15 protein-coding genes are annotated in these 16,031 nt (G+C 71.6%); 12 read left to right on the top strand and 3 right to left on the bottom strand.

Translation table 11 applies throughout. The features are described 5' to 3' along the window. Positions 1 to 31 precede the first annotated feature (31 nt). A complete protein-coding gene (locus BIU91_RS07335; RefSeq protein WP_071404858.1) occupies positions 32 to 652 on the top strand; it encodes a TetR/AcrR family transcriptional regulator in 621 nt (206 codons plus the stop codon). Continuing rightward, a complete protein-coding gene (locus BIU91_RS07340; RefSeq protein ID WP_071404859.1) occupies positions 649 to 2,334 on the top strand; it encodes an MDR family MFS transporter in 1,686 nt (561 codons plus the stop codon). The genes BIU91_RS07335 and BIU91_RS07340 overlap by 4 nt, the downstream gene beginning before the upstream one ends. Before the next feature lie 168 nt (positions 2,335 to 2,502). On the opposite strand, the gene BIU91_RS07345 is transcribed toward BIU91_RS07340, so the two are convergent. Then, positions 2,503 to 3,501 carry a LacI family DNA-binding transcriptional regulator gene (locus BIU91_RS07345; RefSeq protein WP_253183705.1) on the bottom strand — a complete coding sequence of 333 codons (999 nt, stop codon included), beginning with the start codon at positions 3,499 to 3,501 and terminating at the stop codon, positions 2,503 to 2,505. Between the two features lie 162 nt (positions 3,502 to 3,663). On the opposite strand from BIU91_RS07345, the gene BIU91_RS07350 reads away from it, so the two are divergent. Genes BIU91_RS07350 through BIU91_RS07375 form a run of 6 tightly spaced genes read left to right on the top strand, consistent with a single transcriptional unit; the run spans position 3,664 to position 9,303 of the window. After that, positions 3,664 to 4,695 (top strand): nucleoside hydrolase, encoded by a 1,032-nt coding sequence (locus BIU91_RS07350; RefSeq protein WP_071404860.1) that lies wholly within the window; start codon positions 3,664 to 3,666, stop codon positions 4,693 to 4,695. A gap of 6 nt (positions 4,696 to 4,701) precedes the next feature. Further along, a complete protein-coding gene (locus BIU91_RS07355; protein ID WP_071404861.1) occupies positions 4,702 to 6,132 on the top strand; it encodes an MFS transporter in 1,431 nt (476 codons plus the stop codon). Continuing rightward, complete coding sequence (locus BIU91_RS07360) at positions 6,129 to 7,010, top strand: ribokinase (RefSeq protein ID WP_071404862.1); 882 nt, start codon at positions 6,129 to 6,131, stop codon at positions 7,008 to 7,010. The genes BIU91_RS07355 and BIU91_RS07360 overlap by 4 nt, the downstream gene beginning before the upstream one ends. A gap of 10 nt (positions 7,011 to 7,020) precedes the next feature. Continuing rightward, entirely contained in the window at positions 7,021 to 7,965 is a 945-nt protein-coding gene (locus BIU91_RS07365; protein ID WP_071404863.1) for a Ppx/GppA phosphatase family protein, read from the top strand. Between the two features lie 19 nt (positions 7,966 to 7,984). Further along, positions 7,985 to 8,695, top strand: a complete 711-nt coding sequence (locus BIU91_RS07370; protein WP_071404864.1) for a DUF998 domain-containing protein — start codon at positions 7,985 to 7,987, stop codon at positions 8,693 to 8,695. Next, positions 8,692 to 9,303, top strand: coding sequence for a helix-turn-helix domain-containing protein (locus BIU91_RS07375; protein ID WP_071404865.1), 612 nt, complete (start codon positions 8,692 to 8,694; stop codon positions 9,301 to 9,303). Before BIU91_RS07370 ends, BIU91_RS07375 begins: the two co-directional genes overlap by 4 nt. Here the strand turns inward: BIU91_RS07375 and BIU91_RS07380 are convergent. Continuing rightward, a complete protein-coding gene (locus tag BIU91_RS07380; protein ID WP_035809639.1) occupies positions 9,300 to 9,911 on the bottom strand; it encodes an antibiotic biosynthesis monooxygenase in 612 nt (203 codons plus the stop codon). The genes BIU91_RS07375 and BIU91_RS07380 overlap by 4 nt on opposite strands. Before the next feature lie 142 nt (positions 9,912 to 10,053). Between BIU91_RS07380 and BIU91_RS19330 the strand changes: the two genes are divergently transcribed. Further along, the gene (locus tag BIU91_RS19330) at positions 10,054 to 10,866 is read left to right on the top strand and encodes a cupin domain-containing protein (protein ID WP_084740812.1); all 813 of its coding nucleotides are present in this window, start codon (positions 10,054 to 10,056) and stop codon (positions 10,864 to 10,866) included. Between the two features lie 11 nt (positions 10,867 to 10,877). Here the strand turns inward: BIU91_RS19330 and BIU91_RS07390 are convergent, their stop codons facing one another. Further along, positions 10,878 to 11,876 (bottom strand): Ku protein, encoded by a 999-nt coding sequence (locus BIU91_RS07390; protein ID WP_071404866.1) that lies wholly within the window; start codon positions 11,874 to 11,876, stop codon positions 10,878 to 10,880. A gap of 135 nt (positions 11,877 to 12,011) precedes the next feature. Here BIU91_RS07390 and BIU91_RS07395 point away from each other — a divergent pair, with 135 nt between their 5' ends. The 3 genes from BIU91_RS07395 (at position 12,012) to BIU91_RS18860 (ending at position 15,747) form a co-directional block, all read left to right on the top strand. Next, positions 12,012 to 12,902: an SDR family oxidoreductase gene (locus tag BIU91_RS07395; protein ID WP_071404867.1), complete on the top strand. Its 891-nt coding sequence runs from the start codon at positions 12,012 to 12,014 to the stop codon at positions 12,900 to 12,902. Then, positions 12,899 to 15,433, top strand: a complete 2,535-nt coding sequence (locus BIU91_RS07400; protein WP_071404868.1) for an ATP-dependent DNA ligase — start codon at positions 12,899 to 12,901, stop codon at positions 15,431 to 15,433. Before BIU91_RS07395 ends, BIU91_RS07400 begins: the two co-directional genes overlap by 4 nt. A 158-nt stretch (positions 15,434 to 15,591) precedes the next feature. Further along, entirely contained in the window at positions 15,592 to 15,747 is a 156-nt protein-coding gene (locus tag BIU91_RS18860) for a hypothetical protein (protein ID WP_171907794.1), read from the top strand. The last annotated feature ends 284 nt before the right edge of the window (positions 15,748 to 16,031 follow it).

Raw genomic sequence — 16,031 nt, forward strand, 5'->3', positions numbered from 1 at the left:
ACTTTCAGCAGGAGAGTGCAATTCTTGCTCGGTGAGCACCACCGAACGCACCCGCGCACTGCGTCGACGCATGATCGTCGAGGCACGTCGGGCGACGGTCGAACACGGGCTGCACGGCTTCACGATCGAGCAGCTCTGCGAGACCGTCGGGGTGTCGCGCCGCACGTTCTTCAACCACTTCGGGTCGAAGGACGACGCCGTGCTCGGCATCGAGCTCAACGCCGACGTCGAGGCGATCGACGCCTACGCCGCGGGCGGGATCGTCCCCGGCGAGCTGGACCCCCTCGGGTCGATCGTCGCGCTGGCGATCGACCAGTTCCACCGGGTCGGCATCGCCCGCGCCGACGAAGCCCTGGTCCGCCGGGTGTTCGAGCGGGAGCCGGCACTCGTCGCACGGTTCCTGTCGGCGACCGACGTGCAGCTCGCCCGGGTCACCGTGGCCCTGCGGCGACGGTTCGGGTGGGACGACCCCGCCGACCGCCGACCGCGCCTGGTCACCGAGGCTGCGGCCGCCTTGATGAAGGCCACCGCGACCGAGTACTTCGACGACGCGTTCGACGAGGCCACCGGGCCGACGTTCGACGAACTGCTCACCGAGAACCTCCGCCTGCTCAGGGCGGTCACCACGACCGAACGGGAACACACCACATGAGCGCCACCGCGCCGGGCACCACCAAGCGTGCCCGCCCAGGCTCCGACGGCCCGCTGCTCCTGACGCAGCGTCGCATCTGGATCATCTTCTCCGCCCTGATCGCGGGGATGCTGCTCTCCAGCCTCGACCAGACCATCGTCTCCACCGCGATGCCGACCATCGTCGGCGAACTCGGCGGCGTCGCGCACCAGGCCTGGCTGACGACCGGGTACCTGCTCGCCTCCACCATCGTGATGCCCGTCTACGGCAAGTTCGGCGACGTCCTCGGTCGCCGCAACCTGTTCCTCATCGCGATCGCGCTGTTCACCATCGCGTCGGCCGGGTGCGCGTTCGCCACGGACTTCACGCAGCTCGTGGCGTTCCGCGCCATGCAGGGGCTCGGCGGCGGTGGCCTGATGATCCTGTCGCAGGCGATCATCGCGGACATCGTCCCGGCCTCGCAGCGCGGCAAGTACCTCGGCCCGCTCGGTGCGATCTTCGGCCTGTCCGCCATCGGTGGGCCGCTGCTCGGTGGTTTCTTCGTGGACCACCTCACGTGGAACTGGGCGTTCTACATCAACATCCCGGTCGGCATCGCGGCGTTCTTCGTGGCGTGGTTCGCGCTGACCCTGCCGAACAAGAAGGCGACGAAGCGCATCGACGTCCTCGGCGTGCTGTTCATGTCCGCCGCGACCACGTGCCTGGTGTTCTTCTCGGAGTTCGGCGGCAGCAAGGACCACGGCTGGGACGCCCCCGAGACCTGGGCCTGGTTCGCCGGTCTCGTCGTCTCGGCAGCGCTCCTGGTGTTCGTCGAGTCCCGTGCGCAGGACCCCGTGCTCCCGCTGTCGTTCTTCCGCAACCGCACCTTCCTGCTGGCGACCGGCATCGGCCTCGTGCTCGGCATCGGCATGTTCGCCGCGATCGGCTTCGTCCCGACGTTCCTGCAGATGGCCTCCGGCACCTCGGCTGCGGTCTCCGGCCTGCTGATGCTGCCGATGATGGCCGGTCTGATCGGCACCTCGATCGCCTCGGGTGTCCTCATCACCAAGACCGGGCGCTACCGGATGTTCCCGATCGTCGGCACGGTCCTGGTGGCCATCGCGATGCTCGCGATGACCCAGCTGGCGGCGGACACCCCGATCTGGCTCATCTGCGCGTACCTGTTCGTCTTCGGTGCGGGGCTCGGCCTGATCATGCAGGTGGTCGTCCTCGTCGCGCAGAACGCCGTCCCCGCCGAGCAGGTCGGTACCGCCACGTCGACGAACAACTACTTCCGCGAGGTCGGCGCCTCCCTCGGCACGGCCGTCTTCGGCGCGCTCTTCACCGCGCGGCTCACGACGTCGCTGACCGACGTGTTCCGCGGTGCCGGCGGTTCGGCGACCGATGCGGCGTCCTCGGCGGGGAGCATCGACCCGTCGACCGTCGCGGGCTTGCCTCCTGCGGTGCAGGACGGTGTCGTGAACGCGTACGCCGACTCGCTCGCACCGGTGTTCTGGTACCTGCTGCCGTTCATCGCGGTGGCGTTCCTGCTCGCGCTCTTCCTGCCGCAGATCAAGCTCTCCGACACGGCCGGCATGGTCGCCCGTGGCGAGGCCGTCGGCGGCGACGAGGCGGACGAGCTCGAGCGGGCGCAGCGCGCGGCGCGTGCGGAGCACGCGGCGGCAACGGAGGGTTCCGCACCGGGGCGGGACACCGACCGGTAGACGCGACCGACTGACGGACGGGAGGCGCGGTGCCAGCTGGCACCGCGCCTCCCGTCCGTCGCCCGGTCGCGCTCACTGCCGCGGCCGGCGTTTCGTGCTGAGCGACACCTCACGCGTTCCAGCGCGCGTGAGCTGTCGCTGAGCGCGTGAGGTCGCGGTGATCCGGCGCTACGCCCCGGTGCTCGCGCGCGGCACGAGCCGCGTCGGCAGGGCAGCGGGCTCGGCGGCCGTGCCGTCGAGCGTCGCCAGGAGCCGCAGTGCCGCAGCGCGACCGAGGTCGGCGCCGGGAAGCGCCACGCTCGTCAGGGCCGGCGCGGTGACCGACGAGGACGGCAGGTCGTCGAAGCCCGCGACCGCGAGTGCTCCGGGGACGGCGATGCCGAGCGCACCGGCGACCCGCAGGACTCCGTAGGCCAGGGTGTCGGCTGCCGCGACGATGGCGGTGACGTCGTCGTCCTGCCAGGCCTCGATGACGTGCTCGGTGGCCGAAACCGCGGCCTCCACGGTCAGGTCGGCGCGGGCGGTGACCTCGGAGACCGTGATGCCGGCGTCCGCGCAGGCCTGCTCGAACAGTTCGCGGCGCACGCCGAACGTCGCCGCCCTCGAGGTGCCGTCGAGGTAGCCCACGTGCCGGTGCCCCTGGTCGTGCAGGTGGGCGACGAGGTCGTGCACGCCGGTGGAGAGGTCGTAGTTGACGGCCTCGGGGCCGCCGGGGGCGTCGAGCAGCACCACGGGGACGCTCGCCGACATCGGCTCGTCGGCAGCGGGGGCGTCGACCAGGATGCCGGCTGGGCGGAGCCGTTCGAAGCGCCGGACGTCGGCCGCGACCGGCTGCGCACCCCGCTCGGTGACGGAGAGCACGAGCTGGAACCGGTCGCCCAGGGTGTCGCGGACGCCACGGATGACCTCGGCGAAGAACGGGTTCGACAGGTCGGGGGCGATGAACACGACGAGGTCGCCGCTGCCGCGCGCCAGGGAACTCGCCGCGTGGTCGACGACGTAGCCGAGGTCGTCCACGGCGTCGCGGACCCGTGCGGCGATGGGTGCGGAGACCCGCCCGCGGTCCTTGCCGTTCACGACGAGGGAGACCGTGGCGATGCTCGTGCCCGCACGCTCGGCCACCATCGCAGCGGTCACACGACGGCTCGGAACGGCGGGGGAGGGCACTCGTCGATGCTAGCGAGCGCGGTGGTCGAACTTGACGTCAAGCGTTTGACGTGTTTCGATGTCAAACGCTTGACGCGCCGCGTCGCCAGCGCTCTGCCGGCCCGTGGATCCCCACCACGTCGAGCACTCACCTCGATTCCCCGAAGAAGTGGAGCGCCCAGCGTGCCCGATGCGACCCAGCCCGCCGCGAAGATCATCCTCGACTGCGACCCCGGCCACGACGACGCCGTGGCGCTCCTGCTCGCCCACGGCAGCCCCGCCATCGACCTGCTCGCGGTGACCACCGTCGTCGGCAACCAGACCCTGCCGAAGGTCACCCGCAACGCCCTGGCCGTCGCCCGCATCGCCGGCATCACCGGGGTGCCGTTCGCCGCCGGAGCCGCCCGCCCGCTGCTGCGCCAGATCGAGGTCGCACCGGACATCCACGGCGAGAGCGGCCTGGACGGCCCGATGCTCCCCGAGCCGTCGTTCGAGCTCGACGAGCGCCACGCCGTCGACCTGATCATCGACACCGTGATGGCCCACGAGCCCGGCACGGTCACCCTCGTGCCGACCGGCGGCCTGACGAACATCGCCCTCGCCGCCCGCAAGGAGCCCCGCATCGTCGAGCGCGTCAAGCAGGTCGTGCTCATGGGCGGCGGCGTGCACGTCGGCAACTGGAGCCCGGTCGCCGAGTTCAACATCGTCATCGACCCCGAGGCCGCGGCCATCGTGTTCGAGGCCGGGTGGGACGTCGTGATGGTCGGCCTCGACCTGACGCACCAGGCCCTGGCCACCCCCGAGGTCGCCGCGCGCATCGCCGGCGTCGGCACCGCCCCCGCCGCGTTCGTCGGCGAGCTGCTCGACTTCTTCGGCCAGACCTACAAGGACGCCCAGGGCTTCGACGCCCCGCCGGTCCACGACCCCTGCGCCGTCGCCTACGTGATCGACCCCACCATCGTCCGTGCCGTGAAGGTCCCGATCCGCGTCGAGACCCAGGGAGCGCTGACCCTCGGCATGACCGTCGCCGACTTCCGCGCCCCCGCACCCGAGGACTGCCGCACGAGCGCCGCGATGGAGCTCGACCACGGCCGGTTCTGGGACCTCGTCGTCGACGCCCTCGAGCGCATCGGCGAGACGGCCGACACCGGCTGGACCCCACGTGCCGCCGCCGACGCCGTCGAAGCCGGCATCACCACGACCCCGGAGCGCTGAACCCCCATGACCACCACCTCGACGAAGAAGTCGATCGGCGCCCTCACCGCCTCGCTCCTCGCCGCGTGCATCGCCTTCCAGCTGAACGCGAGCATGCTGAGCCCCGCCCTCGTCACGATGGCGCGCGAGCTCAACACCGACGACGCCACGATCGGGCTGTCGCAGACCCTGTACTTCACGCTCGCGGCGCTGTTCTCGCTGTTCCTGCCGCGGCTGTCCGACATCGTCGGCCGCAAGCGCGTGCTGATCGGCATGCTCGCCGTGATGCTCGTCGGCAGCATCGTCGCCGCGCTCGCGGTGAACGTGCCGATGCTGTTCGCCGGGCGCATCATCCAGGGCGTCACCGGTCCGGTCGTCCCGATCTGCCTGCTCGTCCTGCGCAACGAGATCAGCGACCCGAAGCGCTACGGCGCCGCGCTCGGCCTGCTCACCGCGGTGAACGGTGGCATCGCGGGTGTCGACGCCCTGGCCGGCGGCTGGATCGCGACGAACTTCGGATTCCGCGGGATCTTCTGGGTCATCGCCGTCGTCACCGTCCTCGCCCTGTTCCTGGTCGCCGTCTGGGGCGTCGAGTCGAAGCCCTCGGCCGGCACCCGGATGGACTGGATCGGCGTCGTCCCCCTCGTGGTGAGCGTCGGTGCGCTGCTCACGGCGTTCAACGAGGCCGGCAAACTCGGCGCGGCGAACCCCGTGCTCGTGGTCGGTGGCGTCGTCGTCGCGCTCGTCGCCTTCGCGGTGTTCTGGGCCGTCGAGTCGCGCGTGCGGGAACCCCTGGTCGAGACCCGGTTCCTGAAGCGCCGCGCGACCTGGGCGCTCCTCGCCACGACGTTCCTCACCATGACCGGCGTCTTCGCCGTCGTCAACGGCCTGGTCACCTCGCTCGCGCAGAACGGTGACGCCGGCTTCGGCATGGAACCCGACCTGGCCTCGCTCGTGTTCCTCACCCCGTACGCGCTGGTCGGCTGGATCGTCGGACCCTTCGCCGGGCGCCTCGCCCCGACCATCGGGTACCGCGCGGTCCTGCGCTTCGGCCTGATCGGCAGCATCGTCTCGACCGTCCTGATGGCGCTCGTCGGGGTGCACTCCCTGCCGGTCCTGGTCACCGCGACCGTGCTGATCGGCATCACCTACGCCGGCATCGCGAACATCATCCTGAACGGCCTGGGCATCGTGCTGTCGCCGGAGTCGAACCCCGGGTTCCTGCCCGGCCTGAACGCCGGTGCGTTCAACCTCGGCGCCGGGGTCAGCTTCGCCGTCCTGCCCGCGCTGCAGATCGCGCTCGGCGTCGGCGGTTCCGCGGGCACCGCCGGGTACTCCGGTGGCATGCTGCTCGGGGCCGCGATCACGACTGTCGCACTCGCGATCTCGTTCCTCATCCCCCGTCCGGAGGGCGCCGAGACCACGTCCGTCGCCCCGCAGAAGGAGACCGTCCGTTGACCGAGAGCATCGTCGTCGTCGGGTCGCTCAACGCGGACCTGGTGGTCCGCACCGCGCGCTTCCCCCAGCCCGGTGAGACCCTGCAGGGCTCCGACCTCGCGATCCTGCCCGGGGGCAAGTCCGCCAACCAGGCGGTGGCTGCCGGGAGGCTCGGGGGCACGGTGCGCATGATCGGTGCGGTCGGCGACGACGGGAACGGTGCGCTGCTCCGCGACTCCGTCGCGGCTGCGGGTGTCGACACGACGCACGTCGCCGTCCGTGAGGGCGTCGCGACCGGTACCGCCGTCATCACGGTCGACGCCGCAGGCGAGAACACCATCGTGATCTCCGCCGGGGCGAACGGCACGCTGACACCGGACGACGTGCCGACAGACGCCTTCGCCGGCGCCGCGGTGCTGGGGCTCTGCCTCGAGGTGTCGATCGACGTCGTCCTCGCCGCCGCCCGGGCCGCGCACGCCGCCGGGGCCACGGTGCTCACGAACCTGTCGCCGTTCGGCGCCGTGCCGGCCGAGCTCCTCGAGCTGACCGACGTCCTGCTCGTGAACGAGCACGAGGCCGCGGCGCTCGGGGACCACGGCGTCGCCCGGTCGATCGTCACCCGTGGTGGTGCCGGCTGCGTCGTGCACGACGGGGGTGCCGAGCCGGTGTCGATCGACGCCGTGCGGGTCGAGCCGGTGGACACCACGGGCTGCGGCGACGCCTTCATGGGGGCGGTGGCGCTGCGTCTGGCCGCGGGCGACACCCTCGTCGACGCCGCTCGGTTCGCGGTGGGGGTCGGGGCGTACGCCGCGACCAAGCCGGGCGCACAGGCCTCGTACCCGACCACCGCCGAGCTGGAGGCGTTCCTGCGGGCGGAGGACGGGCCTCCAGGCCGTTAGCGTTGTCCCCATGCGCGTGGGAGTCCTCGACATCGGGTCCAACACCGGCCACCTGCTCGTGGTGGACGCCCACGGCGGCGCCGCGCCGCTGCCGGCGTCCTCGTTCAAGCAGCCGCTGCGGCTGGCCGAGCACCTCGACGACTCGGGCGCGGTGACCCAGCAGGGCATCGACGCCCTGACCACCTTCGTCGCCGACGCCGTCCGCGTCGCCGAAGAACGCGGCTGCGAGGACATGCTCGCGTTCGCCACCTCGGCGGTGCGCGACGCCGGCAACTCCGAGGCCGTGCTCGCCCACGTCGAGGCCTCCACCGGGGTCGAACTGGCCGTCCTGTCCGGCTCCGACGAGGCCCGGCTGACGTTCCTGGCCGTGCGCCGCTGGTTCGGCTGGTCCGCCGGTCGCCTGGCGGTCTTCGACATCGGCGGTGGCTCGCTCGAGATCGCCGGCGGTGCCGACGAGGCGCCGGACGTCGCGTGGTCGATGCCGATCGGCGCCGCACGCCTGGCGCGCTCCTACTTCGCGGCCGGCACCCCGACCGAGGACGACGTCCGCCGCATCCGGCACGAGATCCGTGTGGAGATCGCCCGGGACGCCGGACGGCTGCTCCGCTCGGGCCGCCCGGACCGGGCCGTGGCGACATCGAAGACGTTCCGGTCGATCGCCCGCATCTGCGGTGCCGCCCCGTCGGCCGCCGGGCCCCTGGTGCCGCGCGCGCTCGACGGCGCGGTGCTGCGGCAGCGGCTGCCGGAACTGCTCACGATGTCGGTCGACGAGCTCGCGGCGCTGCCCGGCGTTTCACCGAGCCGGGCGCACCAGGTCGTGCCCGGGGCGCTCGTCGCCGAGGCGTGCCTGGACATCTTCGACCTGCCGGCCCTCGAGATCTGCCCGTGGGCGCTGCGCGAGGGCGTCATCCTCGAGCGGCTCGACCAGCTGTCGGTGCTGGGCAACTCCCAGTAGTGACCGTTATGGTCAGTACATGACCAAATCGGACACTCCCCGCGTGCTCGTCCCCGGCGCACTCTGGACAGTCGCGGGAGTCGGATGGCTCGTCGGCGAAGCCGTCTCGGCGTCGGCGTTCCCCGGCTACAGCTACGCGACGAACTACATCTCCGACCTCGGGGTCCCCGACGTCGGCACGTTCCAGGGGCGGTCGATCGACTCGCCGCTGCACGTGCTCATGAACACGACGTTCATCGGACAGGGCGTCCTGTTCGGGATCGCAGCGGTGCTCGCCGCCGTGGTGTTCCGCGCCGCGTCCCGCCGTGCGCGGGTGGCGACCGCGGTCCTCGCCGTGGTCCACCTGGTCGGGATGGTCCTGGTCGGCTCGTTCCACGGCAGCCAGACGAGCACCGACGGCGGCACCATCGTGTTCCACGTGCTCGGCGCCGCGGCAGCGATCACGACCGGCAACCTCGTGGCGATCACCGCGGGCATCGGATCCCGGGCCATGCGGGCACCGGCGGCCTACCAGATCGCGAGCGTCATGCTCGGGCTAGTCGGCCTCGTCTCCCTCGTGATGCTCGTCGTGGACTCGTCGTCGACGGTGATCGAGGTGCTCCCCGACGGCGTGTGGGAGCGTGCGTCCGTGTACACGATCGTCGCGTGGGAGCTCCTGACCGGGATCACTCTGCTGGTCGCGGGGACGCGGCGACTGCGGACGGCGCGGGCTTCGGCGGTCGGCGCGTGACCTGCCCTGCGCGCCGGGCTCGGCCCTCCGCCGAGGAGATCAACGGGGGCGTCCTGGACATCACCGCCGGACTCATCGCCCGACGCGGCATCAAGGACACCGCCGTGCAGGCCGTCGCCGACCAGGCCGGCTACTCGAAGGCGGGCATCCTCGCCCGGTTCACGAGCAAGGAGCTGCTCGTCGAGGCCGCGCTCGCGCAGTGCACCGCGCAGACCGAGGCGATCCGGGCAGCTGCCACCGCCGCCCCCGTGGGGGAGCCCCGCGACGCCGCGGCGCTCGCGGGCATCGCCGACCTCGCTCTCGTCCGGCCGGGGTGGGCTGAGCTCGCGCTCGCGGCCTTCACCCTGCGACGCGGGGACGACGTCGGCGTCCGGCTCGAACCGGTCGCAGCGACGCTCCTCGACGTGTTCGGCATCGACATGGCCGACGCCACGGCCACCCCGCTCGACCGGCGTGCACGGGTCTCCGGGGCGTTCGGTGCGATCGTGATGCTCGCACTGACGTACGAGACCGAGGCTTCCGCGGCGGAGGCCCGGCCGCACATGCTGCAGATCGGATGGGACGCCCTCGGCCACGACGGGCCCGTGCCGCTCGGGGCCGTCGGCTAGGCCCGCTCGGACCTCGGCGGAGCGAGCAGCCACGGACGGATCAGCTTCGTCACGAACGGCAGCACCCAGAACGTCATGATCGGCGTGAGCACGACGGTCGTGATGAGCACCCGGGGCAGGATCGCGACGTGCGCGAACGCGGGGACGAGCCAGGCCGTCAGGTACGTGAACGCGAGGTTGACCGGGAAGAAGCCGAGCCAGATGCTCACGGACTGCTTCCACCGCGGGGGAGCGCTCGAGGCCGGGGCGTCCTGCGGGACGTCGAACCACCCCTCGATGCCGGTGCGCTTCTCGACGCGGGACTCCACCACCAGGTCACGGCCCAGGTCGAGCCAGCGCAGCCGGTCGTCGGAGTTCTCCCACGTGGCCAGGGAGTCGTGGTCGGCGAACCGGTAGAGCATGTGCCACTCGCGAGACTGCGCGGTGGAACGCACCCACCCCGAGCCGAGGAAGCCGGGGTAGCGGTTCGCCAGGTTCACCCCGGACTGCACCCAGCGGGTGACCTCGGGGATGCGATCGGGTTCGACCAGGCGGGTGACGGAGACGGTGACGGGCGGGCCTGCGGTCTCGGATGACGACTGCAGGCTCCCAGGCTCTTGTGGAGTCATCCGACCAGTGTCCCGGACCCGTGTTTCCGGCTCGTGACACGTGCCGCGGTCGTCGGCTGAACGGATCCGCGTCGTCCTTCGACCGCCGTCCCAGGCGGGTGCAAGACGATCATCTGGCGAACGCGCCACCGAGAGGACCCCGATGACCGATCCCGAGCCCACCACCACCCTCGTCGCCAGCGTCGACGGGCCCGACGGCGGCACGTACGAGGTGCGGCGGCTGACGCTCCCGGTGGGTGCGTCGACCGGTTGGCACGTGCACGACGCGCGCCAGACGGGTCTCGTGGTGCGCGGCGCGCTGACGCACGTCACCGAAGAGGCCACTCGAGTCGTCGGGCCGGGGCAGGCCCTGGTCGAGGAGCCGCGCATCGTGCACGACGGCCGCAGCACCGGCACGGAGGACGCCGAGCTGCTCTACGTCGCCCACCTGCCGGCAGGCGCAGCGGCGTCGACCCCGCGCGAGCCACCTGCCAGCGAGGGGCCGGTCCGCAGCGCACTCGTGACGGTCCCGCTGGGGCGGCCGCAGTTCGTGCACGCGCTGCGCTACACCGCGATGTACGCCCCGAAGCCCTTCGCCGAGGCCCTGCTCGTCTACCGGGACAACGGCACGTACACGATCCTGTCCCCGGGGGAGGACCACCACGGCTGCTACGTCTCGGCGACGGACCCCGCCGAGGGGATGCGGCACGTCGCGTTCATGTCGTGGCCGTCCGCGGACTGGGGCCGGAACATCGCTTCACACACCCTGACCTTCGAGGCCGCGAGCGGCGCGTTCACCCAGGAGCTCCGGTTGCCGGGTGACCCGGTCCCGCGGGCGCAGTACGGGTACGCGGTGCCCGTCGAGGACCCGGAGTCGATCGACACCGGCGCCGGGTGGGCAGCGCTCCGCCAGCAGTACGCCGGGGTGTTCACCACGCTCGAGCACCTGGCGGGCGGCGGGTCGGCCGCGGCCTGACCCGGGAGTGGTCAGCTCGCCTGCTTCTTCGCGGCGGGCTTCTTCGCCGGCGCCTTCTTGGCCGGGGCCTTCTTCGCGGGGGCCTTCTCCGTCGCGCTCTCGGCAGCCTTCTTGGCCGGGGCCTTCTTCGCCGGCGCCTTCCTGCCGGAGCCGGACGTGCCCGAGCCGGAACCGGTCGACGACCGTGAGGTCGACGACGAACGCGACCCCGAGCCTCCTGTCCGCTTCTTGTCGACGGACGCACGCAGGGCGGCCATCAGGTCGAGCACGTCACCGCCCTCGTCGTCGTCGTCCTCGTCGTCCTGCGCGCCGAAGGTCTTCTCGGTATCGATGTCGTCGCCCGCCTCGAGCTTGGCGTCGATCAGCTGCTGCAGTTCCTCCTGGTAGGAGTCGGTGTAGCGGTCGGGGTCGAAGTCGGTGGACATGCTCTCGACGAGCGAGGACGACATCTTCAGCTCGTTGGCGCTGACCTTCACCGTCGTGTCGAGGGTCTTGAAGTCGGCAGCGCGGACCTCGTCGCCCCAGAGCAGCCCCTGCAGCAGGATGACCTCGTCGTGCACCCGGAGCACCCCGAGCCGGGTCTTCTGCCGCAGGGTGAACTGCACGATCGCCAGGCGGTCGGTCTTCGCCAGGGTCTCGCGCAGCAGCACGTACGCCTTCGGCGAGCGCGAGTCGGGCTCCAGGTAGTAGGTCTTCTCGAACATCATCGGGTCGACCTGCTCGACGGGGACGAACTCGAGCACCTCGACCTCGTGCGACTGCTCCTCGGGGAGCTGCTTGAAGTCGTCCGCGGTGAGCACCACGGTCTTGTCACCGTCGTCGTAGGCACGCTGGATGTCCGCGTACTCGACCTCGTGGCCGAACTCGCACACCCGCTTGTACCGGATGCGGCCCTTGTCGTCGTCGTGGACCTGGTGCAGGGACACGTCGTGCGTCTCGGTGGCCGCGTAGACCTTGATGGGCACGTTGACGAGCCCGAACGCGATGGAGCCCTTCCAGATCGACCTCATGCGCACATGATGCCCGCCCGCACGCGTGCGTGCCCGGAGCCGTCGGTTCCTCCACAGGTCCGCCGTCCGGGGGATCGTTCCACGGATGTCCGGTTCGCTGGACCGCCGCGAGGCCGGCGCGAGCACGATGGGCCCATGAGCCAGCTCGACAAGCAGGATCCGCGCGACCAGTTCCCCCGTCCGCCGTTCCCCGCGCAGACCCAGCAGGGGTCCGGGCTGGCGAGTGCGATGGACCCAGCCCCCGACCACGGCGAGACGAGCTACCTGGGCACCGGGCGGATGCGCGGGTACCGGGTGCTCGTCACGGGCGCGGACTCCGGCATCGGGCGCGCTGCGGCGATCGCGATGGCGAAGGAGGGCGCCGACGTCGCCCTGAACGCCCTGCCCGAAGAGCGCGAGGACCTCGAACAGGTCCGCGACGTCATCGGTGACCTCGGGCGCAAGGCGGTGCTGCTGCCCGGCGACCTGACGGACGAGGCCTTCTGCGACGTCCTGGTGCAGGACGCCGTCAGCGAGCTCGGCGGCCTGGACGCGCTCGTGCTGGTCGCGGGCCACCAGCAGGTGCACGAGGACGTCACCGTGCAGAGCACCGAGGACTTCGACCGCACGATGAAGGTCAACCTGTACTCGCTGTTCTGGCTCGTCCGTGCTGCGGTCCCGCACATGGCGCCGGGCAGCTCGATCGTCACGACCAGCTCGGTGTCCGCGTACCAGCCGCAGGACCGCATGATCGACTACGCCGCGACGAAGGCCGCGATCATCACCTACACGAACGGGCTCGCGCGGCAGCTCGCCAGCAAGGGCATCCGGGCCAACACCGTGGTGCCCGGGCCGGTGTGGACGCCCCTGCAGCCGATCAGCTACCCGGGCGACGAGATCGCGGCGTACGGCCAGGACACCCCCTTCGGCCGTCCCGCCCAGCCCGTCGAGCTCGGCAGTGCCTACGTCTACCTGGCCGGGCCCGAGTCGTCGTACACGTCCGGCACGACCCTGACGGTGGCGGGAGCGACCGGGGTGGCGCTGTGAGTCCCGCCTCGCGCAAGACCGTCGTCCTGGTCGGGGACCGTCGGCTCGCGCTCACGAACACCGACAAGGTGCTCTACCCCGAGACCGGCACCACGAAGGGGCGGGTGATCGAGTACTACGAGCGAGTCGCGCCGTGGATGATCCCGCACGTCAAGGACCGACCGGTGACCCGGAAGCGCTGGGCCAACGGTGTCGAGGGCAAGGTCTTCTTCGAGAAGAACCTGCCCGACTCGGCACCCGACTGGGTGCGGCACCACACCATCCACCACTCGGAGCACGACAACGAGTACCCGATCGTCGACGACCTGCCGACCCTGGTGTGGATGGCGCAGCAGGCCGCGCTCGAACTGCACGTCCCGCAGTGGCGGTTCGGCCCACGCGGCGCGCAGCAGAACCCGGACCGGCTCGTCCTCGACCTCGACCCGGGCGAGGGCGTGGGGCTGCCCGAGTGCGTCGAGGTCGCCGTGGCCGCGCGCGAGATCCTGCACGGCATGGGGCTCGACCCGTACCCGGTGACGTCCGGTTCCAAGGGCATCCACCTGTACGCGGCGCTCGACGGCAAGGCGACGACCGCGCAGGTCTCCGACGTCGCCCACGAGTTGGCCAAGGCCCTCGAGACGGACCTGCCGGACCTGGTGCTGTCGTCGATGAGCCGTGCCGAGCGGAAGGGCAAGGTCTTCGTCGACTGGTCGCAGAACAACGGCAACAAGACGACCATCGCCCCGTACTCGCTGCGCGGCCGCGAGCGGCCGACGGTCGCGGCGCCCCGCACCTGGAAGGAACTCGAGGAACGCGGGCTCGCGCAGCTCACGTTGGACGAGGTCCTCGAACGCCTGGAGGCCCGTGGGGACTTCCTGCACCCGGTCGCCTCCGCCTCGCTGGCCGTCGGGCGCGACGACCACGGCCACTGGGACAGCGACCGGACCGAGCGCGCGAACGACGCCGAACAGCCCGCACGTGACCGGCTCGCCGCCTACCGGGCGAAGCGGGACGCCTCGAAGACGCCGGAGCCCGTGCCCGAGGGAGCGCCCACCGTGCGGAAGGACGGCACACCGACCTTCGTCATCCAGGAGCACCACGCCACCCGCGACCACTACGACTTCCGGCTCGAGCACGACGGGGTGCTGGTGAGCTGGGCCCTGCCGAAGGGCGAGCCGACCGACCCGGGCAAGAACCACCTGGCCGTGCAGACCGAGGACCACCCGCTCGAGTACGGGTCGTTCGAGGGCACGATCCCGAAGGACGAGTACGGCGGCGGCACGGTCACGATCTGGGACGACGGCACCTACGAGCTCGAGAAGTGGCGCGAGGGGCAGGAGGTCATCATCACCCTGCACGGTCGGGCCGGCGGCGCTCGCCGTCTCGCGCTGTTGCACACCCGCGGCCGTGGCGGCGGGGACGAGAAGAACTGGCTGATCCACCGCACGAAGGAGCAACCCGAACGGCTGGCGGACGGCGGCGGCTCTGCCGGGCCGGCGGTGGCGCGACGGTCGGATGGGCCGTCGGACGGCCACGGCGATGCGCAGCGCACCGGGCAGCGACGGATCAGCGGGACCGCGGACGCCGAGACCCCGCCGTCGGAGCGCCGGACGATGCAGGCGACCCTGGCCAAGGGGGAGCCCCGGCTGGACCCGTCCGACTGGGCCTTCGAGATGAAGTGGGACGGGGTGCGCGCGCTGGCGACGGTCCGTGACGGGTCGGTGACCCTGCGCAGTCGCAACGACAACGACCTGACGGCCCAGTACCCCGAGCTGCAGGAACTGGGCGAGCGGGCCGGCGTGGACGGCGTGTTCGACGGTGAGATCGTGGCCGTCGACGATCGTGGCCGACCCTCGTTCCAGCTGCTCCAGAACCGCATGGGCCTGACGAAGGCGCGCGAGGTCCGGAGCGCGCAGGAGACGACGCCCGTGCGGTTCCTGCTGTTCGACGTGCTCGAGGCGGACGGGCACGAGCTCACGCGGCTCGGCTACGACGCCCGGCGGCAGGCACTCGAGACGGTCGTGGACCCCGGCGGTGCGATCGACGTGCCGCCGGCGGTGCAGGGCGACCTCGACGCGGTGCTGGCTGCATCGCGCGAGCAGGGCCTCGAGGGCGTGGTCGCGAAGAAGCGGTCGTCGAAGTACGCCGAGGGTCGGCGGTCCGAGGCCTGGCTGAAGCTCAAGCACCACGCAACGCAGGAAGTCATCGTCGGCGGCTGGAAACCGGGCAGCGGTCGGCGTGCCGGCGGGATCGGGTCGCTGTTGCTCGGGGTGCCGGGCCCCGACGGGCTGGAGTACGTCGGCAAGGTCGGCACCGGGTTCCGTGACAGGGACCTCGACGAGATCGCCGGTGTCCTCGCACCGCTGGAGCGGAAGACCCCGCCGTTCGTCGACGTCCCACGACCTGACGCTCGGGATGCGCACTGGGTCACGCCGAAGCGCGTCGGCGAGGTCGAGTTCGCCGAGTGGACCGGCGACGGACGGCTCCGCCAGCCGTCGTGGCGTGGGTGGCGCGTGGACAAGGACCCGGACGACGTCGTGCGGGAGACCTGACCTGCCCTCCGGCCTCGGCTCCGCATGCGTGCGCATGGGGTCCGCCGCTGGTGAACATCCGTCCCCCGTACCGTGCCCGGGCGGGGGACAGTATCGGCACCGCTGGCCACAATCGGTCACGGGCTGTTACGTTCGCCGGGACGAAGGGGGCTTCGAAGATGAACTCGAGCAAGTACCTGCCGCCCTACACGGCCGCAGAACGCGTCGCGATCACGGGGGACGACCTGTCGCAGCGGACCGTCGAACCGGGCAGTGGCGCCACGGAGAACGAGGTCCGGTACGCGGACTTCCTGGCCGACGAGGACGACGAGTGACCGGGACGGCCTGAACGCCTGACCGACCGACGCGACCGACAGAAGCGAACAGACCCGACGGCCCGCACGCTGGATCAGGGAGCGCACGGACCGTCGCCGGGGCACGTGATCCGCCGGTTCAGGGAGACCGACCACGAGGCCCCGCACCGGGCTCGCCGAAGCGCGACCGGTGGGTCCACTGGTGAGACGTGCCGAGTGACCGGATCGTCACACGAGCGGCAAGAAGAATCGCCGGGCGACCTCGATGGTCGCCCGGCGATCTCGTCTGTCCCGGGGGGGGGGGG

Origin of the sequence: Curtobacterium sp. MMLR14_002 (assembly GCF_001864975.1) — a bacterium.
In the GTDB taxonomy this organism is placed as follows: Bacteria; Actinomycetota; Actinomycetes; order Actinomycetales; family Microbacteriaceae; genus Curtobacterium; species Curtobacterium flaccumfaciens.